Consider the following 25,309-nt stretch of genomic DNA (forward strand, 5'->3'; position numbering starts at 1 on the left):
CACCTACAACCGGACTCGGCGGCACTCGTCCCTGGGCAGGCTCAGCCCGGTAACCTTCGAGCACCAGCTCATGAACCCCGCGGCAGAAGCCGCATAACGCGATGTCCACGAACCGGGGTCAACCCCAGGAGGCTTGGGGTGTCGTCTTGGCTGACTCGCCGGTGCTGTTGGCTTTGCGGCATGCGATGCCGGGGCTGGAGTACATGATCGGCATGGAGGTCCGGCACATTCGCGGCTGGGAGGTCTGCACGTGAGGGTGGGGTATGCCCGCGTTTCGACGGGCCGGCAGGGTGAGTCGTTGGAGGCGCAGCGCACGGCCCTAGAGGTGGCTGGCTGCGATCGGGTCTTCGTCGATGAGGTGAGCGGGGCGAAGGCTGTCCGTCCTGGACTGGCGCAGGCGCTGGACTTCATGCGCGAGGACGATGAGCTGGTGGTGGTGCGTCTGGATCGGTTGGGCCGTTCGGCGGCGGACACGATGACGACGATTCAGGATCTGGATGCTCACGGGGTGAGGTTGCGGGCTCTGGACTTCGATCTGGACACGGCTTCACCGAGTGGCCGGCTGGTGGTCGGGATCTTGGTGCAGCTGGCGCAGTGGGAACGGGATCTGCTGATCGAGCGCACGCATGAGGGTCTGGCACACGCGCGGGCGCAGGGCCGGGTCGGTGGGCGGCCATCGAAGCTGACGGCCGAGCAAGTGGAGTCGGTGCGGGTCTCGCGTGAGGCCGGCATGTCCGTGCAGACGCTGGCGGAGATGCATGGGGTGTCTCGCCGGACGATCGCCCGAGCAGTGCGCGAGAGGGCCTGAGACTTACGTGTGCACTGCTGATGGTCGATGGGTGGGTGTAGGTAGCACTCATACCGGAGGAGGCCGTCATGGCTATTCAGAAGACGTTCGAGATCGAGTTCGCCTGCGGGCACGAGGAGAAGCGGGATCTGTCGGATAAGCCGGCCGGGAAGCGCAAGGGTTTCGCGAACTGGCTGGCGCAGCAGAACTGCTTCGAGTGCTGGAAGGACGAGACGAAGGACGAGCGCGCCCAGCAGCGCCGAGAGGCAGCGGCGGCGAACGCGAAGAAGCTGGGGCTGCCGGAGCTCGATGGTTCGGACAAGCAGCTGGAGTGGGCCCCGATCTTCCGTGATTCGGTGATTCAGAACGCTCACGAGGAGCTGTGCCGTGGGGAGGACCCCGCGATGAGCGAGGAGGAGTTCGAGGAGCGGATCATGCATCACGCGCGGATGATCACGCGCGCCGGCTGGTGGATGGACAACTCGGACTCGGAGCCGGAGGACCTGGAGGAGCTGGTCTCGACGGCCCTCGATGATGAGGACGAGGTCAACGGCTGCGAGAACACTCTGTGAGCGCGGAGATGGAGCGGGACTCGCTGTGGGAGCGGGCTGTCCTGGCTTCGGAGGTGGAGCGCATCTGCGTGACGCCGGAGGGTCTGGCGCACTGGCTGGTCAGCGACGTGGCCTCGGGGATCGCTTCGGCGAATGGACTGGCTGAGGAGGCTGCCTGGCTGCGCGATCTCCCGATCCCGAAGGGTCTGGCAAGTCCCCCCGGGGCGAATGAGGTCCTGGAGAGAGTCGGGGACCGGGCAGGGGCTGTGCTGGGGGAGGTCTGGAACGAGACGAACGAGAGGCAGCAGCTCGAATCCGGGTTCGGCAACCCGCGCCCGTACTGGCTGGAGGTGGCCCTGGCTGCGACGTCGCAGACGGGGCTGTGGGTCGGGGTTGTGCGGCGTGCTCGGGCTGCACTGTTCAGCGCCTACACGACCGCGGCACTCCGGGATCGAGGCGAGGAGCTGCGCGGCATCCCGGTGGAGGAGGGCGGGTGGCTGTCGACGTGGCTGGGCTCGGTCCAGATGGATCTGTGGGATCACGCTCGCCAGCTGACGTACTGGCCGCTGACGGCCGGTGATGACCCTGGGAGCAAGGAGAACATCGGCCTGATCGTGGGAGGGAATCCGCGGTGGTGGCCGGATGATGCGCCGCAGGCAGAGTCGGTCACCTGAGACTCTGGCAGTGAGGCCCCCCGAGACATATGTCTCGGGGGGCCTCACTGTGTTCGGTGACGGGCCCGCAATTACAGGGAGCAGGGAGAGGGGCGATGCGTGTGTGAGGTGGTGATCGACGATGAGCACAGAGCATGAGCGGGATGACGGGCCCGGCACGAGCCGGGACCAGGTGAGCGACGAGGCGGGCCGGGGTGATGAGGCGCGGCCGCGCCGGGGCCGGCGTCGCGCTGCGCGCCCTGGGGCCACGTGGGCGTTCTTCCACCCTCCGGAGGCGTCCTGGGAGGCTCCGGGCGAAGAGCGGGCTCGGTCGGTGGGGCAGCGGCTCCAGAAGCGCATGGAGCGCTCTGCGGGGCTGCGCGCGGCCGTCGCGGCCGGTGCGGTGATCATGATGGTGCTGGTGATCGCGGTGGTGTGGGCGCTGGCCCGTCCCGGTGAGCCAGCGGAGGGGCCCACGCCGGCCCCGGAGGGTGGGCAGGAGTCGTCGGCGTCATCGGAGCCGGATCAACTGCCCGGTTCGGGGACGGGTTCCGAGGCTGAGCAGGGAGCTTCGGGGCCGGACGAGACGGCTGCGGAGTCGGAGCCATCGGGTGAGTCTGCCGATGAGGCCACGCTGGAGGAGATCAACGCTGGGGATGGGCTGGTCTCGGCGCGTGCCGAGCATGCGGATGATCCGTTGGTGACCGGGGCCCGGTTCCTGCGGTCGCTGCGCACGACGGACACGACCTCGGACGAGGTCTCGGAGTGGTATGCGGCCCGGGACTCCTTCCTGGCCGAGGAGCAGCCCGGGGCGCAGGAGGACTGGGGTGAGGCCGGGGAGCAGGAGGCGGTCTCGTCCGCGGAGATCTCCTGGACGGAGATGGATGCCGCGATCGAGGACGGGCGCGGGATCGCCCCGGAATTCCCCTACGGGCCCGAGGCACAGCCGGGCACGCATCTGGTGCAGGTCGGGATGCGCCTGGAGCGGGAGATCACCGCTGGCGACGAGACGGTGAGCACACCCTCGGGGGCGCTGATGGAGGCGGTGGTGGTGTGCCCGCCGGCTGAGGGCGTGGACCAGTGCGTGGTGACCCGGTGGTCGGAGGAGCCGGGCGGCTTCACGGCCTTGATGGATGAGTCCTGGGAGGTCGAGCAGTGAAGGCGGCGGTGAAGAGGGCCGGGATCGGCCTGCTGCTGAAGCTGGTCGGGATTCCGGGTCTGATCTTCGGTGCGGTCGCGATGGCGCTGGCGCTGATGCTGGCGCTGTTCATGCTGTTCCTGGGGGCTGGGGCGGCCGCCTCGAAGGACGAGCACGATACGCAGGCTGCGGCGACGACGGCCGGCAGCACCTGCCAGGTCAACGCCGCTGAGGGCGAAGGTGGCGGCGGGGCGGCCGTCGAGATCCCGGAAGCGTTCCAGCAGCCGGTGGCCGATGCTGCGGAGGAATCGGGACTGCCCGAGGAGATCGTGGCCGCGCAGATCAACCAGGAGTCCGGCTTCTCGACCTCGGCGCAGTCCCCGGTGGGTGCGCAGGGGCCGGCGCAGTTCATGCCGGCGACCTGGGAGACCTACGGGGAGGGCGGCGACATCAACGACCCAGAGGATGCGATGGCCGCCTACGGGCGGTACATGAAGCACCTGGTCGAGGTCTCGCAGCCGAAGGCGGATAAGAACGAGGGCGGCCCGGACGTGGTGCGCCTGGCGGTGGCGTCCTATAACGCTGGGGAGGCGGCCCCGGGGCTGTCGGAGGGCGAGATCCCGCCGTATGAGGAGACGCAGAACTACGTCAGCACGATCTTCGACGGCGCGCAGGAAGACTTTTCGGTGGACTGCGCGCAGGTCGCCTCTGGTGGCGAGGTCTCCGATGTGGAGCTCGGAGATGGCGAGTGGGCGGATCCGCTGCCCGGTGGTCAGGACACCTCCGGCTACGGGGCCCGGAATCTTCTGCCGGGTTGCGCCCCGGGCGACTACTCCCTGACGAATGGGTGCCACGCGAACTTCCATCTGGGTATCGACATGGCGACACCGGGGGCGGGGACCTCCCCGGGTGGGACGGTCGTCGCCCCGACGTCCGGGGAGATCGTGTGCGCTCGGCAGGAGTACGACGGCCTGGTGCAGATGAAGGTCACTAACGACGAAGACTCCGAGATGCTGATCAACTTCATCCATCTGCACGAGGCCACGGTCAGCGAGGGCGACACGGTCGAGCGCGGGGATCCGGTCGGGATTGAGGGCAACACCGGTCCGTCGTCGATGGGCACCCACCTGCACCTGGAAGTCATGAAGCCCGGGACGCCGGCGTGCACGAGGCCGTGGGAGCGCGACGGCAGTGGTGATCTCTACAACGTGAATCCAGAACCGATCATGCGGGAGAAGGGAGCGCTGTGATGCGCACGACCAGGAGAAGAACGACCGCTGCGGCGGCGGGAGTGGCTGCGGCGCTGCTGCTGACGGGATGTGGGGCGAATGATCAGGACCCGGGGGCGGACGAGCCCGCTTCGTCGACCGCTGAGTCCTCGGCGCAGTCGTCCTCGGCTGAGTCCACGGAGCCGGCGGTGCTGCCGGGGGCAACCTCGGGGGCCGAGGCGGGTGGTTCAGGTGATCCAAATGGATCACCTGAACCAGAGCCGTCTGCTGCGGCTGATAGTTCGCCGGAGCCTGGCCCCAACGACGTGTCTGGTCACGGTGTGGTCGTGCCGTCGCCGTCGGCGGGGTCCGAGGGCGACGGGCGGGACTTCCCGGGGTTCGTGGATCAGTCGACGGTGGATCGGTCCTCGTCCTCGGAGGTCGCGATCGAGGCGATGCGCGGGCTCTCGGTCTGGGACACGACGGTGGATACCAAGCCCGGTGATGCCGGTGCCCGGGTGGATGAGCTGGTCACGCAGGAGGCGCTGGAACGTGGTGCCGGCGGGCCGGGACGGTGGACGCCGCTGTGGTGGCGGCAGGCCACGGCCGCCGGGGCATGGTCATCAGCTGACACGGAGCTGGCCCCGGCGGCGACGGACGTGCAGCCCCCGGAAGGTGTGGAGCTGATCACGGTGCAGGTCTCCTGGCAGTGGCACGCCGAAGAGGGGGAGGTCGTACCGGAGGGCGACTCGCACTCGTGCACGGTCGCTGTCGAGGACGTGGACGGTGAACAGACCGTGACGGCGTTCGACTGCCAGGATGCCGTGGCCGAACCCGAGGACATGAGCAGCTGAGCCCGTCCGCCGGCGAGGAGGCCATGAGGAAGGGGCCGGCACACCGCATACGGTGTGCCGGCCCCTTTCGTCGGCGATGGGTGCGCTCAGGTCAGCCGTCGACGTGCGCGCCGGTGGTAGTCGGCCCCGCGGCCGCGCTTTCGGCGGCGTCGGGGGCGTGGCGGCTGGCGGCGAGCTGCTTGATCTTGTCGGGCCGGTAGCCGGACCAGTGCTGCCCGTCGTCGGTGACCACGACCGGGGCCTGGCGGTAGCCCAGCTGATCGGTGATGTAGCGCAGCGCCTGCGGGTCGGTGGTCACGTCGCGGGTGCCGAACGGGATCCGGTGCTTGGTCAGCTGTGCTTGGGTGCGGTCGCACTGCATGCACTCGGGCTTGGTGTAGACGGTCGTCATGATGCTCGTCCTCCGTGGATCGCCGGGCCTGCGAGTCAGGCCCTGGTGATGACTCATCGACGGCGCGGACGGCTGCTGTGGGTCACCAGCCGACGGTGAGGAAGAGATAGACGAGCACCCCGAGTCCGGCGGTGATCCAGCCGGCCTTGGTGGAGACCACCCAGACGGTGAAGCGGATCGCGCCTGCGAGGACCTGCACGCCGAGCACGAGGACGAGCACGGCGAAGGCCAGGGTGAACATCACCAGAGCGAAAGCGGTCTGCATGGCGGGCTCCTCGGGTCATTGCGTTCTCTCAGTGAACGTGGTCACTCCGACATCGCAAGCAGTCCGGCGGCGTGGCAGGAGGGGTCGGCAGATACGTCGTGGCGTCGGCTCAGCGATAGATGGGTGGGGCTGACATGTCATGGACCCGGGAGGGGTTCTGGTCGGCTCGTGAGGAGGAGCCATGTTCAGCACGAACTCCGGAGAGGCGGTCCCTGGGATGGCGGGGCTGTCGGGCACGATCCAGGTCAGCTGCCTAATCCTGCTGGTGGGGGCCCTGACCATTGCCGTGATCGCTGCCGGTGTGCGGCGGCAGACGTCGCAGTCGCAGAAGGTCGCTGATGCGCTGCTGACGACTGTGCACGCGGCCCTGGGGGCGGCGGTGATCGCAGGTTCCGGCGCGCTGTTCCTGGGCGGTTCGACGCTGTACCAGGTGTCCAAGGTCGAGGCCGAACGTGCCCCGGCTGAAGGCTCGAGCGGGGAATGCAGCGCCTCGGAGCAGACGGGCTCGCTGGGGGACAACGCCAACGAGATCGCTGCGCTCACGGACTGGGAGGCCCCGGAGGGGGCGACGTTCGAGAACGTCCGCTATTGGCCGGATCCGGAGAGCGGGTGTGACGAGGGCACCGTGGATTCCTGCCGAATGATCCAGGTCACCGGCACGAAGCCCGGCGATGGGGCGATGGGCAATCTCACCGATGTCGGTTTCAACGAGTGGGTCGAGCCCAAGGGCGAGTGCGCCGACGGGGGCCCCGAACAGGTCGAGTTTGACTGACCCGGGCGCCGTCCGCGCCGGTGATCGCGGGCGAAATACATCTGGCCCGCGGGCACCGATGAAGACGTGTACGCAGCAGTTCCACATCTGATCACGAAGTGAGGATTCGAGATGATCAAGGATTTTCTGACCACGCAGGCCACCAATGTCCAGACCGCGGCGGTGAACATCTCCGCGCAGTCGTTCGACCCCGGTGTGACGGTTCAGTCCGATGCCCCGTTCCTGGAGCCGCTGCGGACCGCCGCGGGCTGGGGCATGGCGCTGGGCCTGGTGTTCGTCGTCATCATCGTGGTCGTCGGTGGTGTGCTGATCGCCACGGGCAAGGTCACCAACACCCCGGGCAACCAGTCCAAGGGCTTCATGGTCGTGCTGTTCTCGCTGATCGGTGCGGCCGTGATCGCGGGCGCGTCGGCGGTGGTGTTCTTCGGCACGACTATCGGCATGGGTGCCTGAGGCCTGAGATCACGACGACAGAGAGGAGGTGGGGGTCATGGCTGGTGTGGGTGATTGGCTCTCCGGCGGTGCCCGGGATGGGTTCGAGGCGACCGTCGAGCGGTTCGCCGAGGACTCGTGGACCTTCATGAAGGACGCGTTCGAGTCATCGAACCTCTCGGCCGAATGGTGGGCGGGAGTGGTCGGTGCCGGCAGTGATCCGGGCATGCTGCGGGTGATCACCGTGGTCATGGCCCCCATCCTTCTGATGCTGGTGGCCGCTCAGGTGGTGACCGGTGTCGTGCAGTCCCGAGCGGACAAGATCCTGCGCGGGGCAGCAGCAGCAGTGTTCTCCGTGCCGTTCATGATGATCGTCGTGACGCTGATCATGTCGGCGGCAGCGGCCGCCGATGGGGTCACGAACTTCATTCTGGAGGCCAATGGGGAAACGCAGAACATGTCCGGGTTCATGCAGCTCTTCGGCTTCGAACTCAACGACCAGGGCGAATTCCAGCAGGTCAACAGCGAATACAACATCTGGCGGGGAGTCGGCGACAACGGGTCCGGGTTCGAGCTGATCGTGCCGGCGGTGCTGGCCGGGTTGGTGTGGCTGGCCTCGATGTTCCTCTCGTTCATGCTCTCGCTGCGCACGATGATGCTCGTCGTGCTCACGGCGGTCGCCGCGGTGGCGGTCTTCGCGCTGGCCTGGGACGTGACGAAGGCGTGGTTCGTGCGGTGGATGACGATCATCGTCGGCCTGCTGATCGCCAAGCCCCTGGCGGCGGCTGTGCTGGTGATGGGCATCAGCGTCTTCAACTACGCGGCGAGCACGCAGCAGTTCATCGCCGCGCTGGTGTGCGTGGTGGTGGCGGCTCTGATGCCGATCGCCGCGGTGGGGATTTTCGGGTTCTCGGCGGTGTCGGCCTCATCGGGGTCTGAACGGACGATGGCCGGCGGCGCTCAGGCAGGGACGCGAATGGGTGGCCGGATGGTCTCCGGTGTCACTCGGATGATCAGGAGGCGATGACGATGACGAGCAACGAACAGGCCAGTGAGCTGGCCCCGGTCCAGTTCCCCCGCTCCGGGGGCAAGAAAGCGATCCTGTGGCTGGACACCTCGCAGGTGATCAGCGCTGGCGTGCTGATGATGGCGTTCCTGGGCCTGGTGATCATGGCGGGGTCCGGGATCGTGCCCATGTGGCTGACGGTGCTGATGATGGTCGTCGTGCTGGCGGCGGTGACCGTGGTGATCACGAATGTCGCGAACCGTCCCCTGCCGTGGTGGATCCGTCAGCGGTACCGCGCCTGGCGTCGACGGGGACAGGGTCAGGATTCCTTTGTGGCGGCCGAGCCTTCGGCGAAGGAGCTGGCCGCTGATGAGGAGGCGGAGCAGTCCGCGATCGAGGAGGGCGTGCCGGCTCCGGTGCGGCTGCGGCTGCCCGGTGAGGCCGCCGAGCTGCGGCTCTACGCCGCTCCCGAGGGACAGTGCGTGATCTGGGACCCGGTGGTGAAGACTGCGACCCTGGTGTGCCGGGTGGCTCCGCACGGATTCCGCATGGCAGAGCCGGAGGATCAGGGCGACATCATCACGAACTGGGCCTCGATGATCGACTCGCTGCACTCTGAGGAAGGCGTGATCGCCGTTCAGGTTTCGGACACGATCACCACGGCCAGCGCGGCGAAGATCCGTGCGGCCTATGAATCGCAGGTCGAGACGGCCACGGAGCACGGCAAGCAGGCCGGGGAGACGCTGTCATCGCTGCTGCACTCGGATTACCTCCAGCTGCTCTCGGGTGATCGGGCCCAGGTCCAGCACGACAATCTGGCCGGGATCACGATCTCGCAACCGATGGTCCGAGACCAGATCAAGTCCGCCGGCGGGGGAATCACCGGGATGCTCACGGTGGTGACCCGGCTGGGGCAGCTGTTCGAAGACCTGCTGCGGGAGTGCTCCGTGGATGTCCAGCAGTGGCTGGACATCGATGAGCTGGCCACGGTTGTCCGACGTGGCTTCGTGCCCGATGAGGCAGTGGCGATCTCTGACGGAAAGCTCGCAGTCACCGCGTCGACGGCCGGGCCGATGGGCGTGGACGAGGAATGGGACAAGCTGCGCGTGGACGGTGCCTGGCATCGCGTCATGGAGATCTCGCAGTGGCCGACGCGTCCGGAGAAGCCCGGCTTCATGCGGTTCCTCAACGGGGCCGACTTCCCGCATGTGGTCACGCAGGTCTTCCGTCCGCAGGGCACGGCTGCGGGGATGAAGCACGTGCAGGACCGGCTGAACGATCAGCACTCGGCAGCGGCGATCCGCGGACAGCTCGGGCAGGCCGAGAAGCTGACCGATATGGCCGTCGATGACGATCTGGTGCGCACCGGTGCGGAGCTGCTGGCCGGTCACGGCATGGCGAAGTTCACCGGGCTGATCGTGATCTCCGGGGCGACAGACGATGAGCTGGAGACGAACACGAAGAGAATGATCTCCGGTGCCACGCGGGCCGGGTGTGAGCTGCGGACCCTCTATGGGCAGCAGTGGTCCGGGTTCCTCTCCTCGGCGATCCCGCTGGGACGGGGCCTGATCAAGGCCAGCAAGTAAGACCGGCGGCGACGAGACATCCAGGCACGGGCAAAGGAGCAGGGGCATGGGCAAGCGCAAGTCACAGATGCGGATGGTGTCCTGGGACGCCGAGACCACCAGGCAGGGCCGGCGAGCCGTCAAGATCGCGGCGGCCAAAGAAACCGCCCGGCTGCGCAAGGAATGGAAGACCGGCGGTGCGGAGGACCCGAGCACGGGTCTGGTGAAGCGGTCATTCTCCGCCGGGGGTGAGGCCCGGGCCCGGAATCTGCGCGGCAGTGGACTGGTGTCTCGACCGGTGACCCGGGAGGCCTCGACCTTCACTCTGGCCGGGGCCTTCCCCTGGGTGTCGCAGTCGGGGCTGGGGACCACGCGTGCCTACATCGGCAACGTCACCGAGGGCGGGGGCATGTGGTGCCTGGACCCCTGGGAGGCCTATCAGCGGGAGCTGATCAGCGGCATGTCGTGCGTGCTGATCGGCACCGTGGGCACGGGCAAGTCCACAACCGTGAAAGCGTGGGTGAAGCGGCTGGTGCAGGCTGGGCGGCAGGCGATCATCATGTCGGATGCCAAGGGCGAATGGGGCATCGTGGCCCGGGCTCTGGCTCCGGCGGGCAAAGATCCGGAGATCACGGTCGGGGTCCCCGGGCGGGTGCTGAATCCGCTGGATTCCGGGCGTCGGCCGGCGAGTCGTCTGGATACGGACGGCGGGGAGGTCCTGATCTCCGATGAGGAGTGGGTGCGGATGGTGCGCTCACGTCGGTCGACCATGATGAAGACGATCGTGCAGATCCTCTCCGGTGAGTCGATGAGCGGCGACGAGAAGCTGGCGCTGTCCCGAGCGATCACGGATGCCGAGACGGCGTGTGGGGAGGACGTGGCCGCGATGACGCCGGAGACCTCGATCGAAGAGTCGGCGGCGGCCGCGCCGACGATCCCGGATGTGATCACCGCGCTGCGCCATCCATCGGCCGAGACAGAGGAATTCACGGCTGGGGCCGGCCGCGGTGTGGCGAACACTCTCACGGAGCTCGTCGAAGGGGATCTGAAGGGCCTGTTCGACGGGCGTTCGACGCTGCTGTTCGATGAGTCGCTGCCGATGCTGGTGTTCAACACGCGGCCGCTGCGCAGCCTCTCCCCGCAGGCGCGCAAGATCGCCTCGCACTGCGTGTCGTCCTGGGCGGAATCAGTGTTCACGAACCGGGATGCCGGACAGCGCGTGGCCGTCTATGAGGAGGGCTGGGAGAACCTCGATGACGTGGCCTCACTGGAGCGGATGGTCGCGCAGTGGAAGCTGGCCCGCGACTACGGGCTGTTCAACATCCTGATCCTGCACAAGCTCTCGGATCTGAACCGGGCCGGTGATGAGGGCACGCGAGCCCGGGTGCTGGCGGAATCGCTGCTGGCGGACACAGATATACGGGTGGTGCACCGGCAGAAGTCGGATCAGCTGAAGGCCACCGGCGAGCTGCTGAAGCTGACGACTTCGGAGCGGGAGGAGATCTCCCGGGCCCCGAAGGGGCATGCGCTGTGGAAGGTCGGGGAGCTGGAAGGCCGGATGGTCAAGACCGTGCGCACGAAGCTGGAAGGCGAGCTGTTCGACACCGATCACGCCATGACGTCCTGAGACGCCGGCACCGATGAGCAGGCGACGGACACGGAGACGATCCTCAGGAGGGGCGGTCATGCAGCGCGACGACGACACGATGTGGGCGATGATCCTGGGGGTGTTCTTCGGGGGTTTGGCGCTCATCTGGGCGGCGATCATGGGCAGTGCCTCGGTGATGACGCTGATGCAGTGCCGGGCGCTGCCGGAGAACAAGGGCCCGGGCGCGGTGGTCGGATTCTTCGGTCAGGGCCGGGAGTCCCTGGCCACGGAGACGGGCTGCGAGCCCTCCGTGGCCGGGATGTGGAGCCTTCTGATCGTGATGCTGGGGCTGCTGGTCGCGGCGATCGTCGTTGCGGTGATGGCCTGGTCGCGGTGGAAGGAATCCGATCGGCGGTTCCTGGGCGATGTGAAGGGCCGTGACGGGATCGCGAAGGCCCGCGAGGTGAGCAAGCGGGTCGGTGCGCCGGCGCTGATGTCGAAGGCGGCGACGGTGCGCCCGAGCGTGAAGGACCCGAAGCCGTGTCAGGTCGGTCTGCTGATCGGGATGTCGCAGGGCAAGCCGGTGTGGATCAGCATGGAGGATTCCGTGGTGCTGATCGGGCCCCCACGGTCGGGGAAGGGCTTCCACATCGTGATCAATGCGCTGCTGGATGCTCCGGGTGCGGTGGTGACGACCTCGACGCGCGGGGACAACGTGCGGGCCGTGTGGGAGGGCCGTAAGCGGGTCGGGCCGGTGGCACTGTTCGATCCGCAGGGGCTGACGAAGATGCCGTCGACGTTGAAGTGGTCGCCGGCGCAGGGCTGTGAGGATCCGAAGGTGGCCGCCCGTCGTGCCGAGATCATCGTGGGGGCTTCCTCGATGGGCCAGTCCACCTCGAATCAGGAATGGGCCGGTGTGGCGAGTCGAATCCTCCAGTACCTGTTGCATGCCGCGGCGATCGGGGAGGTCGATTCGCAGACCCTGGGTCGGTGGGGTTCGTCGCCGGGTCTGGCGCAGGCCGCGGTGCGCATTCTGAAGGAGTCGCCGCAGGCGGCCCCGTCGTGGGGTGTGGCCCTGGAGGAGGACCTGAACAGTGATCCGCGGATGCTGCCCTCGAAGTGGATGGGCGTGACCTCGGCGACGTCGTCGCTGATGCTGCCCGAGGTCGCGGAGGTCCTGAACCCGGCACCGGGTGAGGGGCTGGACCCGAAGACGTTCGTGGAGCAGAAGGGCACGCTGTTCCTGGTGGGCACGAAGAGCGGCGGTGGGGCCGCGGCTCCGATGCTGATCGGACTGATGGACGCCATCACGGATCAGGCTCGGGAGATGGCGGGCAGTCTGCCGGGCACTCGCTTGGACCCGCCGCTGTCGCTGATCCTGGATGAGATCGCGAACATCGCGCCGTGGAAGGAGCTGCCCACGATCATGTCCGAGGGCGGCGGATCGGGGATCTCGACGATGGTGATCATTCAGTCCCCGGCGCAGGCGCGCAGCGTGTGGGGCGATCATGAGGCGCAGCAGATCCTGGACTCGGCGACGTTCACGGTCCAGCTGGGCGGGTCGAATAACGAGCGCGAGCTGAAGCGGTTCGTGGAGCTGATGGGCGATCGCAAGGTCCAGGAGCGGTCCAAGACGTACAGCAGCACGGGTACCTCGACCGGTGAGCAGAAGCATGAGCGGCCGGTGATGTCGGTGGCGGAGCTGCGGCGTCTGCCGCGGGGCACGGGGCTGCTGTTGGCGCAGTTCTCGCGGCCGGTGCTGCTGACGATGTCGCGGTGGGTGGATCGCAAGGACGCCGAAGAGATCAAGGCGGCGATCAAGCGGTACGACGCCCGTCTGGCGCAGGCGCTGACCTCGGGTGCCGACGACGTGGACGGGTGAACCGGCATGGGCCTTTCTCTAGGGCGCAGCGGTAACCAGGGCTACCAGACGGGCTATCTGCGCTCCGGGGCGTGGTTCGATCGACGGCGGGCGTGGTTCACGGCGGTCGAGGCGCGCGGGCAGCAGGTGGCGTGCCTGGTCTGCGGGTCTGAGCAGGGCCTGGACCTGCATCATGTCGACTACGACGGGGTCTGGCAGGCCGGCGACGGGTCGTGGATCGCCGGGGAGAATGATGAGGATCTGATGCTGCTGTGCCGCGGCTGTCATGAGGATCTGCATGATGAATTGGACCGACGTCGTCGTGATTTCTGGGGATGGGATCGCCGACGCGCCTCGGCGGTGCTGGTCGCAGGGCTTCGACGGGTCAGGCTGGGGGGTGGGGCCAGAGCAGCCGGTGCTGGCCCGGACCAGCAGAAACGATCGAGAGGACGACGACGATGATGAGCACGCAGCGGGGGAAATACGACGATGGGACGTGCTTCATCTGTTCCGAGAGTGAAACGCCGGGACATCCTCTGATCGAGAGCCGGTGGCGGCTCTATCGGATCTGGTTGTGCCAGCACCACTCCGAATTGGTGGCGCAGCGGATGAAAGACCGCGGCCAATCCCGCGATGAGGTCCTGAACGGGTTGATGGACTCTGTGATGGAAGGACTCGGGCTCGGGGGTCTGGGTCCGTTCCGCGGTGAGTCGCGCACGCGTGCCCGAACACCGGAAGAGGCGGACGAGGCCGCCGCTGCTGAGGAATTCGATGAGCAGGACGCCGAAGACATGGCCTACGCGGCACGGGAAGCGACTCTGGATCGGTGTGCCGTGTGCACGGCGATGAGCGACATGCACGAGTCGATGGCTCTCTACGAGGTGGAGGGCGAGACGATTCACCTCTGCCCGCGCGATGAGAAGGCAGTCCTATCCCTCGTGGAAGAGGGCATGGGGTGGCGGCAGGCCGTGGATCGGGCTGGGGCGGATCTGATGCGACAGATCATGCCGCCGTCATTGCAGCAAGAGCTGACCCGGAAGCACTTCGAGCAGAAGAGGCAGAACGATGAGCGAGGACACGAGGACGAGCGACCCGACTGAGGCGACGCCGGCGGTCTCGGCGTGGGACACGCTGGTGCCGCCGGCGGCGGACGACGTGACGGAGGCCGAGCAGAAGCTGTATCAGGACCCGACGGTGGAGGCCGCCGCGGCCGAGCTCGATGACGTGCCCGAGTGGTTGGGCACTCGATGGCGGGAGCTGCCGCAGGAGTCCATGCCCGAGGTGTGGCGATGGCTGCGCGGGTGGGTGGACTGGCTGGTGGAGGCCCACAGCATTCCGGCAAGCGAGATCCCGCCGTGCTGGTACCGGCACCAGGACATCGTCGAGGAGCTGTGGGCGGCCGCGAATGCCGAAGAGCAGGCGTGGGAGGCGACCACGCCGACGATGACGCCGATGACCGCCTGGCATTTCCACCTGCGGATGATGCGCGACCGGCTCAACGGCAAGGCCAAGGAGTGCGTGGGAAACCGCGAACACGTGCCGGCGCATTCGTTCCGTCCGGGATGGGGCGCATCGGTGCTGGCGGTGGATGAGGGCGACTGGGCCGCCCACCTGAGCGAGATCACCGATGCGCAGCCGGCACCGGCCCAGGATGGGCAGCCGATGCTGCTGTGGCGGATGTGCGCGACGGATAGCGAAGGTGAAGTGATCACCTCGGACGCTATCGACGTCGGACCTGTGACCCAGCAGGGGAACATCTCGATCAGTGCCCCCGTCCGTCGAGGCATGGATACCGAGGGCGGTGTGCTGCTCGGAGCCACAGTCTCGCCCGGGGCGGCCGCGATCGGACGCACCTGGTGGGAGTCCTCCGCCGATGGCGGGATGAACTGGGACAGGGCGGTGACCTCCGAAGTGGACCGCTCCGTGGCCGAGGAAGAAGACGGCGATGAGCAGGAATCGTCGGAGGACGGAGAGGATGAGCAGGCATGAGCGAGGACATCGGCAACGTCGAAGCTGATCTGGAAGCCCTGATGGCGGCCCTGGAACTGGCCGGCACGGTCGCGGATCGGGCGCGGCGGGATGCGCTGCGCCTGGCCCAGCACCTACGGAAGGACCCGCCGCGGTCGCGGAAGGAATGGGCCGATCGCGCGCAGTTGAAGGACGCTGAGGGGCGGGACCTGGGGTGGCTGGACACCTCGATGGCCCGCCGCGTCGACCTGGGCGAGGCGAGCGGGGCCAAGGACCGGAACATCCCGCAGCAGTCGACGTCGACGGGGCATGAGGGGCCGGGCCCCGGGGAGCTCGTGGAGCTGGAGGGTCAGTTCTTCAAGGTCCAGGCCGGTGCCGGGAAGGCCACGCCCGAGCAGGTGCAACCGATCAGCGTGGAGGACGCGCAGGCGCGGCTGGCCGAGCACCGGCCGGATCTCCAGACGCGTCTGGTCGGTGAGGCTGACCCACGCCTGGAGATCAGCCGTCGTACACCGGCGGGCCCGGAGCGCGTCGGGACATCGGCAGAATCTGAGCCGGGTCCGGAGCTTCCGACAGCTGCCTCCGTGCGCAGTGCGCAGCAGGACCCCGGGGCGGAGACGACCCAGGAGCAGCGACCCGACGCCCCAGCCGGCGGTCGCTCGGCGGCTGAGGCTTTCGGTGCGGTCGATCAGCCGGGCCCGCGGGCTCGGCCTCAGGGGACGGAGGCTGCACCGTCGACGGCGGAGCTGACAGCGATCGGAGCGACGAAGCCGGCTGAGACGACGCTGCGGCGCTGAGGGAACCGGTCAGGGCCCGTCATCGACATCACCTGCACGAGAGGCGATGGGTAGGTGACGGGCCCCGATTCGTGGGGTCCGCTGTCGAAAGGAGCACGAGATGGCTGTGAATCACCGGAATTTCAACGTGGCCGGGAACCTGACTGCGGACCCGCAGCAGATCACCACGAACGCGGGCAAGCCGATGACGGTGTTCGACCTGGCGCAGAACACGCGCGTGCGTGATGAGGCCGGCAACTGGGGTGATGGCCCCACGAACTACTACTCCGTGGGCATCACCGACGGGCGGCTGGGTCAGAATGTGGCCGCCTCGCTGCACAAGGGCGATCGGGTGAACGTGGAAGGCACCCTCCAGTCCACGCCCTACGTGCGGGGCAACGGGGAGGCGGACATGAATCACCGGATCTTCGCTGATGATGTCTCGCCGTCGCTGAGGTGGCACACTGCCGCGCCGCAGCCGGATGGGCAGAACGCGCAGCGCGCGGCCGCAGCCCATGCGGAGGCTGGGCCGGACCAGGAGCCGGTCACGTCGTGGGCGGTGGCGGAGCCGGGAAGCGGTGGCATGGCGCGCTGATCGACCGCGGGAATGATGAAGGGCCGTTGACGAGGTGATCGTCAACGGCCCTTCTGCGGTGATGGGTCAGGTCATCGAAGACCCGGAAGGACCGGCGCTAGGCGGCAAGTCCTCGGGGCCCGGTGAAGCCGGGGGCTGAGGCGGTGCTGAGGAGGACGGGCCCTCGGACTTGGGCGCGGCTGACTGGTGCTGCTGCCAGGCGTTGTCGCGCTTGGCCGGGATGCCGTTGTCGTGCAGGCGCTGGTGGACGTCCTGCATCATGCCCTTGAACTCGGTGGGCGGGGTGGCCCCGTTCGCCAGCCTGTCCATGATGGGGAGGAGATTGCGGCTGGGGCCGGTCTCCTCGATCTGGGGCCTGATGGCCCGCAGGGGCTGCGACGTCTCGTGCTGGGCGAAGGCCGCGAGGGCCGCAGGCCCGGCGATCGACTGCCGATCCTCGGGCGGTGCCTGGACGTAGAGACGGCGCAGTTCATCAGCCAGGGCCGGGGTGCTGGCGCTGACTGCGGTCATCATGACGTGGTCCTGGATCCAGTTCTGAGGATCGGAGGAGATCAGCGCGGCCAGTCGGCTCTGGGTCGTGGGCACGTCGTCCACGGCACCGTTGGAGAGGTCCGTGAGCAGTTCCACGGCGACCTGCGCCCGCTTGGACGGCGGGGCGGCATCGAGTCCGGCGCGCTCGGTCGCCGGCAGGCTCGGGTACCCCGGCACGGGGTCAGGCTGCCAGCGGCGATCGCTCATCTCGCGCGAGGCCGACGGAATGGGCAGGCCCATGCCGATCATCTCCGCGGAGACATCTGCCGGCGGGCCAACGGGGACCCAGGGGCGATCGCCGGAGCGGACCTGGACGATCTCGCCGTCGTTGTGCAGGCCGATGATCGGTGACTCGGGGGGTAGCCCGGGGCGGACGCCGTCCATGACGCGATCAGCGAGCATGTCGCCGTTGGGCCCGTGACCGACCACGAAGACGGCTGCCGGGGCGATGGGTCCGTTAGCGACGTAGAGGCGTTTGCCGAGCTGTTCGATTGCCTCGTCGAAGTCCTCACCAAGCTGATCGACCGGCAGAATGGCGCTGGAGGAGATCTGCATGGCGTCGTCGACCTCTGCGAACGTCATCAGCGCGACGTCGTTGGGGCCCATCTCGTAGCCGGCCACCCACGGGGGAAGGGCTGCGATCTCGTTGGGAACATCCACCTTCATGCCTGGAGCGCCTTCGGGTCGAGGGTGATGTCAGCTTCGGGCTGGTCGATGAAGTGGACCGAGGAAAGATCCACTCCCGGGTCGTTGAGCTGCGAGCTGACGAGCTCGTGGACGGTCGGGGTGTCGCGGTCGTTCATGGTGTTCCTCCTGTGGCGGCGGTTTCGGCCGAGTGTATGAACCCGGCCGGGCGGCAGGTGATCCAAATGGATCACCTGTGGACAGAATCCTGTGAGTCATCGTTCGAGCGGCTTCGGATGAAATGCCGGCCCTGCCAGCCAGCCCCAGGCCAGCCGCTCTGAAGATTTACAGGCGCTTCAAGCTGTTGCGCCCTCAGGTGCCGGGAGAGCCCAGCGTCATAAGAACTGGTGCCCTCAATCCCGACGAGTCGGATGTTTCCGAACCATCTGATGTAGCTCAGGAGAGTCTCGTAGCCAGCAGGGGTCGCAGGGACCTGCCGATCACCGAGCCGCCCGCCGCTCATGCTGAGTACCGCGACATGGTGGGTATCGGCGTGCGTATCGACTCCGGCAACGACGTCGAGAGCGGCCGAGGAGTCGGTGACTCCGTTAGTGGATATTGTCATGATGGGACCGTGCCTTCCCCAGTGGGCTCGTCGGCCAGGGGCCGGGCAGACCAGACGTTGACGGGGCTCTGACCCGGCTCGTATGAAGTCATGCTCGCCTCTGGCCGACATGTATCGGACGGCGTCCTCATCTCTGGCACGCGGGCGGATTAGTTCCAAGACAAGTCCTGCGGCTGTTAGTCAACAACAGAGTCACGCGCCGGCGACGAGGACTTTTCCATCATCACCGTCACCTATCCGTGCAGCAGTCCCCTCTTCGCCTAGCCCGATGTCCACGTGCTCGCCGTCCAGCGCGGGCCATGCTCGTCCACCGTGGTGGCCCAGGCCTCCCCGGCACCGGGTGGGTTCCACTCCGATCTGCCGAGTGCAACGGATCCCGTACAACGGATCACCGGCCTTATTACAGCGATGGCCCAGGTTGTCCTGCTGCACGCGGCGACGCACTGCATCGACGACCTGCTCGCCGAGCTTGACCATATGGAAGGCATCGACCACGGTAATGGCCTCTGGCAGCTCGTCACGAATGGCGTTGGCATAGCCATGGAAGGGGTCCAGAGTCGCGGTGCGGATCCCGGTCGTGAAGGCCTTGCCCTGGTCGCTGAGCCAGGCGCTGTAGGCCGCTCCAGAACGCCCCTGGACCAGTTCCAGCAGTCGCGTCCTGGGCTGGCAGTTATGGCCGCGGGAGTGGTCCACGACGCCAGTGACCAACCCGGTGCCCGGCGGCCCCACGTGGCGCCAGAGGCGCTCATCGACCCCGAGCGCATCCACCCCGCTCAGTCGGTCCTCGGCAGCCAGCGCAGCCTCGATGACCGGAACCATGGCGTGCCAGAGCATGTTCTACGCGATCCCGAGCATCTGCGCCAGAGCCGAGACCGCGATGTCACGGGAGCGCAGCTGTGTCACTGCCCAGGCGATTGCGCGCGTCGTGAGCTTGGCCCTCGCAGCGGTCAGCTCGTGGACCTGGCTGAATGTCGTGATGCGGAAGGCCGGTTCCCGATACGTGAAGATCGGTTTGCGCCAGAGCACCCTCACGGACACTGCGGCGCAGGGGAGGTAGTGGAGCAGGACCTCTCGGCGGCCGTGGCCAGTGGCGACCACACCGCAGCACGGGCACCCGACCGCTGCCGGGGAGGTCTGGGCCACCACGGTGAACGAGCATGGCCCGCGCTGGACGGCGAGCACGTGGACGTCGGGCAAGTCAAAGAGCGCGCGCTGGCGCGCAGATAGCATGAGACACGTCGAGGCCTTCATGGATCAGGTTGCTTGGTCGCTACCTATCTTGGAGGCCTCGACCTCTGCCCAGGTCACTCAACACGCGTCCCAGGACTTTCCCGCGCGACGGGCCACCCAAGCTCATCTGCGAAGGGCCAGAAACCTCAGTCATATAAGCCCCCGTGGAGCCCACGGAAGCCACCGCCCCGGCCTCCACCGATCGCTGGGCGTGCCGGGCGGTCCTTCCCCTCCCCGACGAACCAGCACTCGAAGAGCGCTACAAGCCTGCAGAGAAGAAGCTACCTCTGGACAGCAGTAAAGTGACGTGGTTCACTGTCTATCGTTGATCGTCTGTACCTGAGGAGGTGTCGTGGACGTCGATTCGGACAGCGTGTCCGCAGTGAGCACGGGTGCATCCCACCGTCGCGAGATGTCCACTGGCGCATCCCGTGACACCTTCGTGACCCCTCACGCGGGTTCCGCCCCACCCGCAGTCCCGCGAACCCTACGGACGGCCTGCAAGCACATCAGAACAACGACCCGGACTACAGCTACTCGCGAGCAGAATCTACTCGACGCATGTATGTCTGCAATTAGAGCGTGATGGATGATTAAAGGGCAGAGCTGCAGCGTGTAATTACCGTTTACTTCCACGTCTTCGGCGTCTAGATTTAGGCAACACTTCAAGCGTGGAAAACCAAAAACTATGCAGGGATCAGGTTTGGTCGACCAGGAAGGAAATCAAATATGACATCTCTTTCGAGTAATACCGTGGAAGAAAGACAGTGGCAAGTTATCTTGGATGGCGAGCCGTATGCCGTCGACAATCACTACGCCGTCGAAAATCCATCAACTGGCGAGCACTTGGCTGATGTTCCCGACTGCGGCCCTGAAGTTGTGGACGTCATGGTTAATGCCGCCGAATCGCGCGCAGAGGGAGTGGGGCCTACTTCCGCCGCGTCAACGCGCGACGGTGGTGAGGCGCCTCGTAGCATTATTGCGTGAACATCGCGCAGAAATTGCTCACCTAGACGCTGTTGATGGCGGATTTCCGCTGGCAATGATGGAAGTTGACGTCGACGCGGGGCTGGAAATGGCGGAGATATTTGCCGACATGGCACTCAGCATTGGCGGGCGCACCATCCCGGTTAGTGACAATCTGCACTATACGACCCAACAACCGTATGGTGTGGTCGCGAGGATCGGCGCTTTCAATCATCCGTTCTTCTTTGCCATATCTAAAGTTGCAGCCCCTCTCATCGCGGGAAACGCGGTGATCCTGAAAGCTCCTGACCAGACGCCGTTGTCCTCTCTTCGGCTAGCTGAACTAGCCGCGCAAGTATTGCCGAAGAACTTGTTGCTTACGGTCTCCGGTCGAGGAGCGCGGGCGGGCGGGGCCATCGTCCGCCATCACTTAATTCGTCGTATCGGGTTTATCGGTGCACCCGAGACGGGACGCCAGATCCAGCGCGATGCTGCGGATGCTGGTGTGAAAAACATTACCCTGGAACTTGGTGGCAAGAACGCCCAGATTGTGATGGAAGACGCCGACGTGTCCGCCGCGGCCTCCGCCGCTGTGCAAGGGATGAACTTCACATGGACTGCAGGTCAAAGCTGCGGATCCACGAGTCGACTCCTCGTGCACGAGAGCATTGCTCGCGCCGTCATGGACCGCGTGGCGGCTCTTGTGGACGAGATCCGGGTGGGTCACCCGCTGGACGTAGAGACGCAAATGGGTCCCGTGGTGTCTGAGGCCCAATATCGCAAAACCCTCAGTGCAATCGAGTTGGGAAAGTCGGGTGGCGCTAGGGTCATCGCCGGAGGGGGGAGGCCTGACAACGTCGGGGACAAGGGATGGTACGTCCAACCGACCGTTATGGCGGATGTACATCCTTACAGTCGGCTGGCGCAAGAGGAAGTGTTCGGCCCCGTGCTCTCGATTACCACTTTTACGAATGAAGACGAAGCTCTCGAGATCACTAACAGCGTCCAGTACGGGCTGACCGCAAGCATTTGGACTCGGGATGTTGGAAGAGCCCACCGCATGGCTTCCAAGGTGGATGCAGGCTATGTCCTTATTAATGGAGCGAGTCGGCACTATTGGGGTCTGCCTTTTGGGGGAGTCAAATCCTCAGGCGTCGGGCGGGAAGAGTCCCTAGAAGAACTCGTCTCTTACACCGAGACTAAGACAACGACGGTGGTCCTTTGATGAAAATCGACGCGCAGAAGTCCGAAGAACTGCCCCCTCCCGGGGCGGCCGGGTGGGGGAGTGACGCAATAGCGCATTTCCTTCGGAATACCGGTATTCCTTTCATTGCATTGAATCCTGGGGCAAGCTTTCGGGGGCTCCACGATAGCTTGGTGAATAACCTCGATGCGAAGGGGCCTGGCATGCTCATGTGCCTTCACGAGGAACACGCTGTCGCGTTAGCTCACGGCTACGCTAAAGTAACTGGGTTGCCGCTTGCGGTGGCTTTGCACAGCAATGTGGGGTTGATGCACGCAAGCATGGCAATTTTCAATGCCTATTGCGATCGGGTCCCGATGCTCATCATCGGTGCGAACGGACCGCTGGACGCCGCCAAACGTCGACCATGGATCGACTGGATTCATACGAGTGCCGACCAACCTGCTATCGTCCGAAACTACATCAAGTGGGATGATACTCCGACGTCCGTGAACGCAAGTCTCGAGTCACTCGCCCGGGCATGGGACGTCGCTCGCAGCGCTCCTCAGGGGCCCACGTACGTGGTCTTAGATGCCGAGGTCCAAGAAACTCCGCTTTCTGAAGAGCCCCTGCAGCCTAAAATCACTGTGGGCCTAGCTAAAGACCAGCCGGCTGCTTCGGCAGAGTCCGTGTCCAGGGCGGCAACCCTCCTGAGTTCGGCCCAGGACCCGGTACTGCTCATTGGCCGCGGCAGTAAAAGCTTGGAGGACTTTCAACGAAGAATCCTTCTCGCGGAGGAGCTCAACGCGCGGGTAATCACCGACCTCAAGGCTGGGTCGAATTTCCCCACCAAGCACCCGGCACACGTGCCGGGGCCGGGCTTCTTCCTGGGCGAAAGAGGACGAGAAGCACTAAGATCCGCTGACGTGGTCCTGGCCCTGGATTGGATCGATGTGGCCGGCACGCTAGGCCAGGCGCCTACGGGCGAGTCGCAGAAGGTCATCTCTGCGGGGCTAGATCAGATGATCATTAACGGGTGGAGCAAAGATCATCAGGCACGAGCTGAAGTCGATGTCTGGCTTCCTACCACGGGCGACTATGCGGTTTCACAGCTCTTGGATGCCTTGAAGGTCGACGCAGGCAGTGCGGGATCTCTAAAGTCCTATTCGAACGACCAAGATGTCCAGTATGGAGGTAGCATTCCTAAGGCCGGCCCCATTCAGCTAGGCCAACTTGCACATGCGCTGAGGTCATCGTTGGCCAAGGAAAAGACGACCTTGGTTCGTCTACCTCTCGGCTGGAACGGAGACGACTGGCCCTTTTGGGACCCGCTCGATTTCCTGGGATACGACGGTGGGGGTGGGATTGGCTCGGGCCCAGGCATGACCATCGGCGCAGCGCTGGCACTGAAGGGCTCCGACCGAATCGCGGTCTCGGTGCTGGGCGACGGCGACTACATGATGGGAGTGCAGGCGCTATGGACCGCGGCGCATGACGACATACCGTTCCTGGCTGTCGTGGCGAATAACCGGTCCTACTTCAACGACGAGGTGCACCAGGAAAAAGTGGCACGGGCCCGTAATCGGGATGTCAGCAGAAAGGGGATTGGTCAGCGCATCGACGAGCCAGCTCCTGATCTAGCCGCCATGGCGCGGGCGCAGGGTCTCGAAGGGCTTGGACCTGTAAGTGACTTGGCTGATCTTCCTGACGCCTTTGACGAGGCACTAAGGAAGGTCAAGTCCGGGCGCGGGGTCGTGGTCGATGTCGTGGTCTCGCCCGGCTATAACTCGGATATGAAGGCTGGGCTCGTCCGTGAACCATAATGGTCAGGAAGTCGAATTCCAAAATGCGATTATGGGACTGCGTGGTTCGGGAAATTACCTCCATTGAGCTGCACGGGCGGCGGTGACAATCGCCGCTTGACCTACCGAAGGCTCAGTCGGCGATCACTACTTTCAGGATACATTATTGAGGCCCCGGCTCATATAATAAATCGGTTGCCGACAGGTCTGGTAAAAAACTCTGTAATTATACGCGTTATTAACTAGCTCCCTCAAAGATGAATGAGCCGCAGACAGAATGACGCGTCCGACACCTCGGAGGATACAAGTTGATTGTTCATATTATTGGAATCGGCATTCTGGCGATCATTTTCGTCCTGGGAACGACACGGCCGATCAATCTTGGAGTTCTGTCGCTGTTTGCAGGCATAGCCCTCACAGCCGTCGTTGCTGGTGGCGATTTCGAAATCCTGTATAACGCCTTTCCCGCCGATTTGCTCATTCTACTCGTGGGGGTGACGTTCCTGTTCGGCATCGCAAGCATTAATGGCACTATTGCCTGGCTCGTCGATGCGTCCGCTCGACTCGTTCGCGGTAACGTGGCGGTTCTTCCATGGGCCATCTTTTTTGTCTCGGCAATTCCAACAACCGCTGGCGCCCTCGGGCCGGCAACGGTGGCGTTCCTTGCGCCCATTGGTCTGCAACTCGCGAAGCGGTACGACATTGATCGTCGTCTTATCGGTTTGATGATTGTCCACGGCTCAGCCTGCGGAAACTTCTCACCCATCAATGTTTTGGGTGCAATCGTGAATCAGGCGCTGGAAGGCGCGGAGGGATTGAGCTCCTTTCCCCTCATTTTGTTCGCTGCGAACTTCGGCTACAACGTGTTGCTCGGCGTGGTGATTTATTTTGTCTTCGGGGGTCGACAGCTTATTCGTCGTCAGCTGGCCAGCCGTGGGTCTGAGCGCGTCTTGGAGATGCGGGCGGCCGGATCGACGCAGTCGTCCGGGGGGCTAGGAGTTACTGAGGGACCCGATGTGCCGAAGGTCGAGGATGCTATGGGCCTTGCGCACGAGAAGCTCACCTCCACGAAGGTCGTTACCTTGGTGACCATAGCACTCGTGGCGGCCATTACGCTGTCGGCCGGGGTGGACATCGGCATTCTTGCGCTTTCCGCGGCTGTGATTCTCAAACTGATCCTTTGGAAAAGCAGTGAGGGCGCCGAGACTGCGATCGCGTGGAATGTTGTCCTGCTGGTTGGCGGTATCGTGACCTACATCGGCGTGCTTCAATACTTCGGGACGGTGGAGTTTGTCGGCGAGTCTGCCAGTGCTCTTGATAATCCTCTTTTGACGGCCTTGATCATTTGCGCCGTGGCGGCGATTGTTTCAGCATTCGCGTCGAGTACCGGAATTATTATTGCATTGATCCCTATTGCTAGCCCGTTCCTTCTTCAAGGCGAAATTTCTATTCCGGCCATGATTGCGGCCCTAACTATTTGCGCCACCGTGGTGGACTCCACACCGTTTTCGACGGTCGGGAGTCTGGTACTGGCAAGTGCTGAGGCTGAAAAGCAGCGGTCGGTGTATCGCGGCATGCTGGCCTGGGGCGCGGCAATGGTCGTTACTGCCCCATTGATTACGGTTCTTGTGCTTGTTTTGCCGACGATGTAGCTGAATGGTTCTGGTACAAGGGGGTGGGTCTGCCCCGACTTTCGCCGCCTACAGCGTCGACGTCTCACATTACCACCTGATCCATCATGATGCCGGGGCGCAATCAGTGCCACAGCACCAGAGCAACCGGTCAAACAACGGTTGCTGCCGCGCCTTTGTGGGCTCTTCACAGATGAGGGTGTAGACCCCGAAGTGGCCGCTGGCGTGGCGGTGACCGGGTAGGCGTCGAGGCCTTCCGAAGATGGAAGTTCCTACACTGCCCATCCGGAAGGCCTCGACGTGCTCC

Annotated in this window: 28 protein-coding genes; 21 read left to right on the forward strand and 7 right to left on the reverse strand. The window is 65.3% G+C overall.

What is annotated here, in order from left to right; translation table 11 throughout:
- Positions 1–101 precede the first annotated feature (101 nt).
- From EDL96_RS13845 to EDL96_RS12725, 7 genes are all read left to right on the forward strand, one after another.
- Positions 102–254 (forward strand): hypothetical protein, encoded by a 153-nt coding sequence (locus EDL96_RS13845; protein ID WP_233568894.1) that lies wholly within the window; start codon positions 102–104, stop codon positions 252–254.
- Between the two features lie 2 nt (positions 255–256).
- The gene (locus EDL96_RS12700) at positions 257–808 is read left to right on the forward strand and encodes a recombinase family protein (protein WP_267900160.1); all 552 of its coding nucleotides are present in this window, start codon (positions 257–259) and stop codon (positions 806–808) included.
- Positions 809–876: 68 nt separating this feature from the next.
- The gene (locus EDL96_RS12705; RefSeq protein WP_123826617.1) at positions 877–1,359 is read left to right on the forward strand and encodes a hypothetical protein; all 483 of its coding nucleotides are present in this window, start codon (positions 877–879) and stop codon (positions 1,357–1,359) included.
- Positions 1,356–2,012, forward strand: coding sequence for a hypothetical protein (locus EDL96_RS12710; RefSeq protein WP_123826618.1), 657 nt, complete (start codon positions 1,356–1,358; stop codon positions 2,010–2,012). Before EDL96_RS12705 ends, EDL96_RS12710 begins: the two co-directional genes overlap by 4 nt.
- 121 nt (positions 2,013–2,133) lie before the next feature.
- Positions 2,134–3,150: a hypothetical protein gene (locus tag EDL96_RS12715; protein WP_123826619.1), complete on the forward strand. Its 1,017-nt coding sequence runs from the start codon at positions 2,134–2,136 to the stop codon at positions 3,148–3,150.
- The gene (locus EDL96_RS12720) at positions 3,147–4,379 is read left to right on the forward strand and encodes a peptidoglycan DD-metalloendopeptidase family protein (protein WP_123826620.1); all 1,233 of its coding nucleotides are present in this window, start codon (positions 3,147–3,149) and stop codon (positions 4,377–4,379) included. The genes EDL96_RS12715 and EDL96_RS12720 overlap by 4 nt, the downstream gene beginning before the upstream one ends.
- Positions 4,379–5,191 (forward strand): hypothetical protein, encoded by an 813-nt coding sequence (locus EDL96_RS12725; RefSeq protein WP_123826621.1) that lies wholly within the window; start codon positions 4,379–4,381, stop codon positions 5,189–5,191. Before EDL96_RS12720 ends, EDL96_RS12725 begins: the two co-directional genes overlap by 1 nt.
- A gap of 91 nt (positions 5,192–5,282) precedes the next feature.
- Here the strand turns inward: EDL96_RS12725 and EDL96_RS12730 are convergent, their stop codons facing one another.
- Together EDL96_RS12730 and EDL96_RS12735 are read right to left on the reverse strand one after the other, a co-directional pair.
- Positions 5,283–5,582, reverse strand: coding sequence for a glutaredoxin family protein (locus EDL96_RS12730; protein WP_325049560.1), 300 nt, complete (start codon positions 5,580–5,582; stop codon positions 5,283–5,285).
- An 82-nt stretch (positions 5,583–5,664) separates the two neighbouring features.
- Positions 5,665–5,847 carry a hypothetical protein gene (locus tag EDL96_RS12735; RefSeq protein ID WP_123826622.1) on the reverse strand — a complete coding sequence of 61 codons (183 nt, stop codon included), beginning with the start codon at positions 5,845–5,847 and terminating at the stop codon, positions 5,665–5,667.
- A gap of 181 nt (positions 5,848–6,028) precedes the next feature.
- Here EDL96_RS12735 and EDL96_RS12740 point away from each other — a divergent pair, with 181 nt between their 5' ends.
- The 11 genes from EDL96_RS12740 to EDL96_RS12790 all read left to right on the forward strand — a co-directional run bounded on the left by EDL96_RS12740 (position 6,029) and on the right by EDL96_RS12790 (position 16,410).
- Positions 6,029–6,619 (forward strand): hypothetical protein, encoded by a 591-nt coding sequence (locus EDL96_RS12740; RefSeq protein WP_123826623.1) that lies wholly within the window; start codon positions 6,029–6,031, stop codon positions 6,617–6,619.
- Positions 6,620–6,730: 111 nt separating this feature from the next.
- On the forward strand, positions 6,731–7,072 hold the full coding sequence (locus EDL96_RS12745; protein ID WP_123826624.1) for a hypothetical protein: 342 nt from the start codon (positions 6,731–6,733) through the stop codon (positions 7,070–7,072).
- Positions 7,073–7,109: 37 nt separating this feature from the next.
- Positions 7,110–8,078 carry a type IV secretion system protein gene (locus EDL96_RS12750; RefSeq protein WP_123826625.1) on the forward strand — a complete coding sequence of 323 codons (969 nt, stop codon included), beginning with the start codon at positions 7,110–7,112 and terminating at the stop codon, positions 8,076–8,078.
- Positions 8,079–8,080: 2 nt separating this feature from the next.
- Complete coding sequence (locus tag EDL96_RS12755; RefSeq protein WP_123826626.1) at positions 8,081–9,643, forward strand: SCO6880 family protein; 1,563 nt, start codon at positions 8,081–8,083, stop codon at positions 9,641–9,643.
- Between the two features lie 46 nt (positions 9,644–9,689).
- Positions 9,690–11,249: a P-loop NTPase family protein gene (locus EDL96_RS12760; RefSeq protein WP_123826627.1), complete on the forward strand. Its 1,560-nt coding sequence runs from the start codon at positions 9,690–9,692 to the stop codon at positions 11,247–11,249.
- Positions 11,250–11,307: 58 nt separating this feature from the next.
- A complete protein-coding gene (locus EDL96_RS12765) occupies positions 11,308–13,092 on the forward strand; it encodes a type IV secretory system conjugative DNA transfer family protein (RefSeq protein ID WP_123826628.1) in 1,785 nt (594 codons plus the stop codon).
- 6 nt (positions 13,093–13,098) lie between these two features.
- Positions 13,099–13,533, forward strand: a complete 435-nt coding sequence (locus EDL96_RS12770; protein WP_123826629.1) for a hypothetical protein — start codon at positions 13,099–13,101, stop codon at positions 13,531–13,533.
- 203 nt (positions 13,534–13,736) lie between these two features.
- Positions 13,737–14,171, forward strand: a complete 435-nt coding sequence (locus tag EDL96_RS12775; RefSeq protein ID WP_123826630.1) for a hypothetical protein — start codon at positions 13,737–13,739, stop codon at positions 14,169–14,171.
- Positions 14,137–15,060, forward strand: a complete 924-nt coding sequence (locus tag EDL96_RS12780) for a hypothetical protein (RefSeq protein WP_123826631.1) — start codon at positions 14,137–14,139, stop codon at positions 15,058–15,060. Before EDL96_RS12775 ends, EDL96_RS12780 begins: the two co-directional genes overlap by 35 nt.
- Positions 15,057–15,836 carry a hypothetical protein gene (locus EDL96_RS12785; protein WP_123826632.1) on the forward strand — a complete coding sequence of 260 codons (780 nt, stop codon included), beginning with the start codon at positions 15,057–15,059 and terminating at the stop codon, positions 15,834–15,836. The genes EDL96_RS12780 and EDL96_RS12785 overlap by 4 nt, the downstream gene beginning before the upstream one ends.
- Before the next feature lie 100 nt (positions 15,837–15,936).
- Positions 15,937–16,410 carry a single-stranded DNA-binding protein gene (locus EDL96_RS12790; RefSeq protein ID WP_123826633.1) on the forward strand — a complete coding sequence of 158 codons (474 nt, stop codon included), beginning with the start codon at positions 15,937–15,939 and terminating at the stop codon, positions 16,408–16,410.
- Positions 16,411–16,476: 66 nt separating this feature from the next.
- Here EDL96_RS12790 and EDL96_RS12795 read toward each other — a convergent pair whose 3' ends face one another.
- The 5 genes from EDL96_RS12795 to EDL96_RS12810 all read right to left on the reverse strand — a co-directional run bounded on the left by EDL96_RS12795 (position 16,477) and on the right by EDL96_RS12810 (position 19,420).
- Positions 16,477–17,607 carry a hypothetical protein gene (locus EDL96_RS12795; RefSeq protein ID WP_123826634.1) on the reverse strand — a complete coding sequence of 377 codons (1,131 nt, stop codon included), beginning with the start codon at positions 17,605–17,607 and terminating at the stop codon, positions 16,477–16,479.
- Complete coding sequence (locus EDL96_RS13395) at positions 17,604–17,744, reverse strand: hypothetical protein (RefSeq protein ID WP_158609623.1); 141 nt, start codon at positions 17,742–17,744, stop codon at positions 17,604–17,606. The genes EDL96_RS12795 and EDL96_RS13395 overlap by 4 nt, the downstream gene beginning before the upstream one ends.
- Positions 17,745–17,815: 71 nt before the next feature.
- Complete coding sequence (locus EDL96_RS14065; RefSeq protein ID WP_407656963.1) at positions 17,816–18,301, reverse strand: IS110 family transposase; 486 nt, start codon at positions 18,299–18,301, stop codon at positions 17,816–17,818.
- Between the two features lie 81 nt (positions 18,302–18,382).
- Positions 18,383–19,024, reverse strand: a complete 642-nt coding sequence (locus EDL96_RS12805) for a transposase (protein WP_123826636.1) — start codon at positions 19,022–19,024, stop codon at positions 18,383–18,385.
- A 3-nt stretch (positions 19,025–19,027) separates the two neighbouring features.
- Entirely contained in the window at positions 19,028–19,420 is a 393-nt protein-coding gene (locus EDL96_RS12810; protein ID WP_123826637.1) for a transposase family protein, read from the reverse strand.
- A gap of 796 nt (positions 19,421–20,216) precedes the next feature.
- Here EDL96_RS12810 and EDL96_RS12815 point away from each other — a divergent pair.
- From EDL96_RS12815 to EDL96_RS12825, 3 genes are all read left to right on the forward strand, one after another.
- Positions 20,217–21,611: an aldehyde dehydrogenase family protein gene (locus EDL96_RS12815; protein ID WP_199732619.1), complete on the forward strand. Its 1,395-nt coding sequence runs from the start codon at positions 20,217–20,219 to the stop codon at positions 21,609–21,611.
- The gene (locus tag EDL96_RS12820; RefSeq protein WP_123826638.1) at positions 21,611–23,392 is read left to right on the forward strand and encodes a thiamine pyrophosphate-binding protein; all 1,782 of its coding nucleotides are present in this window, start codon (positions 21,611–21,613) and stop codon (positions 23,390–23,392) included. Before EDL96_RS12815 ends, EDL96_RS12820 begins: the two co-directional genes overlap by 1 nt.
- A 287-nt stretch (positions 23,393–23,679) precedes the next feature.
- Positions 23,680–25,023: an SLC13 family permease gene (locus EDL96_RS12825; protein WP_123826639.1), complete on the forward strand. Its 1,344-nt coding sequence runs from the start codon at positions 23,680–23,682 to the stop codon at positions 25,021–25,023.
- The last annotated feature ends 286 nt before the right edge of the window (positions 25,024–25,309 follow it).

The organism is Kocuria soli (genome assembly GCF_003797835.1).
Taxonomy (GTDB): Bacteria; Actinomycetota; Actinomycetes; order Actinomycetales; family Micrococcaceae; genus Kocuria; species Kocuria soli.

Coding starts and splice junctions, on each gene's coding strand:
- EDL96_RS12770 (WP_123826629.1), top strand. CDS start 13,099: ATGGGCCTTTCTCTAGGGCGCAGCGGTAACCAGGGCTACCAGACGGGC.
- EDL96_RS12780 (WP_123826631.1), top strand. CDS start 14,137: ATGAGCGAGGACACGAGGACGAGCGACCCGACTGAGGCGACGCCGGCG.
- EDL96_RS12765 (WP_123826628.1), top strand. CDS start 11,308: ATGCAGCGCGACGACGACACGATGTGGGCGATGATCCTGGGGGTGTTC.
- EDL96_RS12805 (WP_123826636.1), bottom strand. CDS start 19,024: ATGCTCTGGCACGCCATGGTTCCGGTCATCGAGGCTGCGCTGGCTGCC.
- EDL96_RS12790 (WP_123826633.1), top strand. CDS start 15,937: ATGGCTGTGAATCACCGGAATTTCAACGTGGCCGGGAACCTGACTGCG.
- EDL96_RS12705 (WP_123826617.1), top strand. CDS start 877: ATGGCTATTCAGAAGACGTTCGAGATCGAGTTCGCCTGCGGGCACGAG.
- EDL96_RS12755 (WP_123826626.1), top strand. CDS start 8,081: ATGACGAGCAACGAACAGGCCAGTGAGCTGGCCCCGGTCCAGTTCCCC.
- EDL96_RS13845 (WP_233568894.1), top strand. CDS start 102: ATGTCCACGAACCGGGGTCAACCCCAGGAGGCTTGGGGTGTCGTCTTG.
- EDL96_RS12775 (WP_123826630.1), top strand. CDS start 13,737: ATGGAAGGACTCGGGCTCGGGGGTCTGGGTCCGTTCCGCGGTGAGTCG.
- EDL96_RS12725 (WP_123826621.1), top strand. CDS start 4,379: ATGCGCACGACCAGGAGAAGAACGACCGCTGCGGCGGCGGGAGTGGCT.
- EDL96_RS12740 (WP_123826623.1), top strand. CDS start 6,029: ATGTTCAGCACGAACTCCGGAGAGGCGGTCCCTGGGATGGCGGGGCTG.
- EDL96_RS13395 (WP_158609623.1), bottom strand. CDS start 17,744: ATGAACGACCGCGACACCCCGACCGTCCACGAGCTCGTCAGCTCGCAG.
- EDL96_RS12760 (WP_123826627.1), top strand. CDS start 9,690: ATGGGCAAGCGCAAGTCACAGATGCGGATGGTGTCCTGGGACGCCGAG.
- EDL96_RS12815 (WP_199732619.1), top strand. CDS start 20,217: ATGCCGTCGACAATCACTACGCCGTCGAAAATCCATCAACTGGCGAGC.
- EDL96_RS12750 (WP_123826625.1), top strand. CDS start 7,110: ATGGCTGGTGTGGGTGATTGGCTCTCCGGCGGTGCCCGGGATGGGTTC.
- EDL96_RS12795 (WP_123826634.1), bottom strand. CDS start 17,607: ATGAAGGTGGATGTTCCCAACGAGATCGCAGCCCTTCCCCCGTGGGTG.
- EDL96_RS12735 (WP_123826622.1), bottom strand. CDS start 5,847: ATGCAGACCGCTTTCGCTCTGGTGATGTTCACCCTGGCCTTCGCCGTG.
- EDL96_RS14065 (WP_407656963.1), bottom strand. CDS start 18,301: ATGTCGGCCAGAGGCGAGCATGACTTCATACGAGCCGGGTCAGAGCCC.
- EDL96_RS12820 (WP_123826638.1), top strand. CDS start 21,611: ATGAAAATCGACGCGCAGAAGTCCGAAGAACTGCCCCCTCCCGGGGCG.
- EDL96_RS12785 (WP_123826632.1), top strand. CDS start 15,057: ATGAGCGAGGACATCGGCAACGTCGAAGCTGATCTGGAAGCCCTGATG.
- EDL96_RS12810 (WP_123826637.1), bottom strand. CDS start 19,420: ATGCTATCTGCGCGCCAGCGCGCGCTCTTTGACTTGCCCGACGTCCAC.
- EDL96_RS12745 (WP_123826624.1), top strand. CDS start 6,731: ATGATCAAGGATTTTCTGACCACGCAGGCCACCAATGTCCAGACCGCG.
- EDL96_RS12715 (WP_123826619.1), top strand. CDS start 2,134: ATGAGCACAGAGCATGAGCGGGATGACGGGCCCGGCACGAGCCGGGAC.
- EDL96_RS12730 (WP_325049560.1), bottom strand. CDS start 5,582: ATGACGACCGTCTACACCAAGCCCGAGTGCATGCAGTGCGACCGCACC.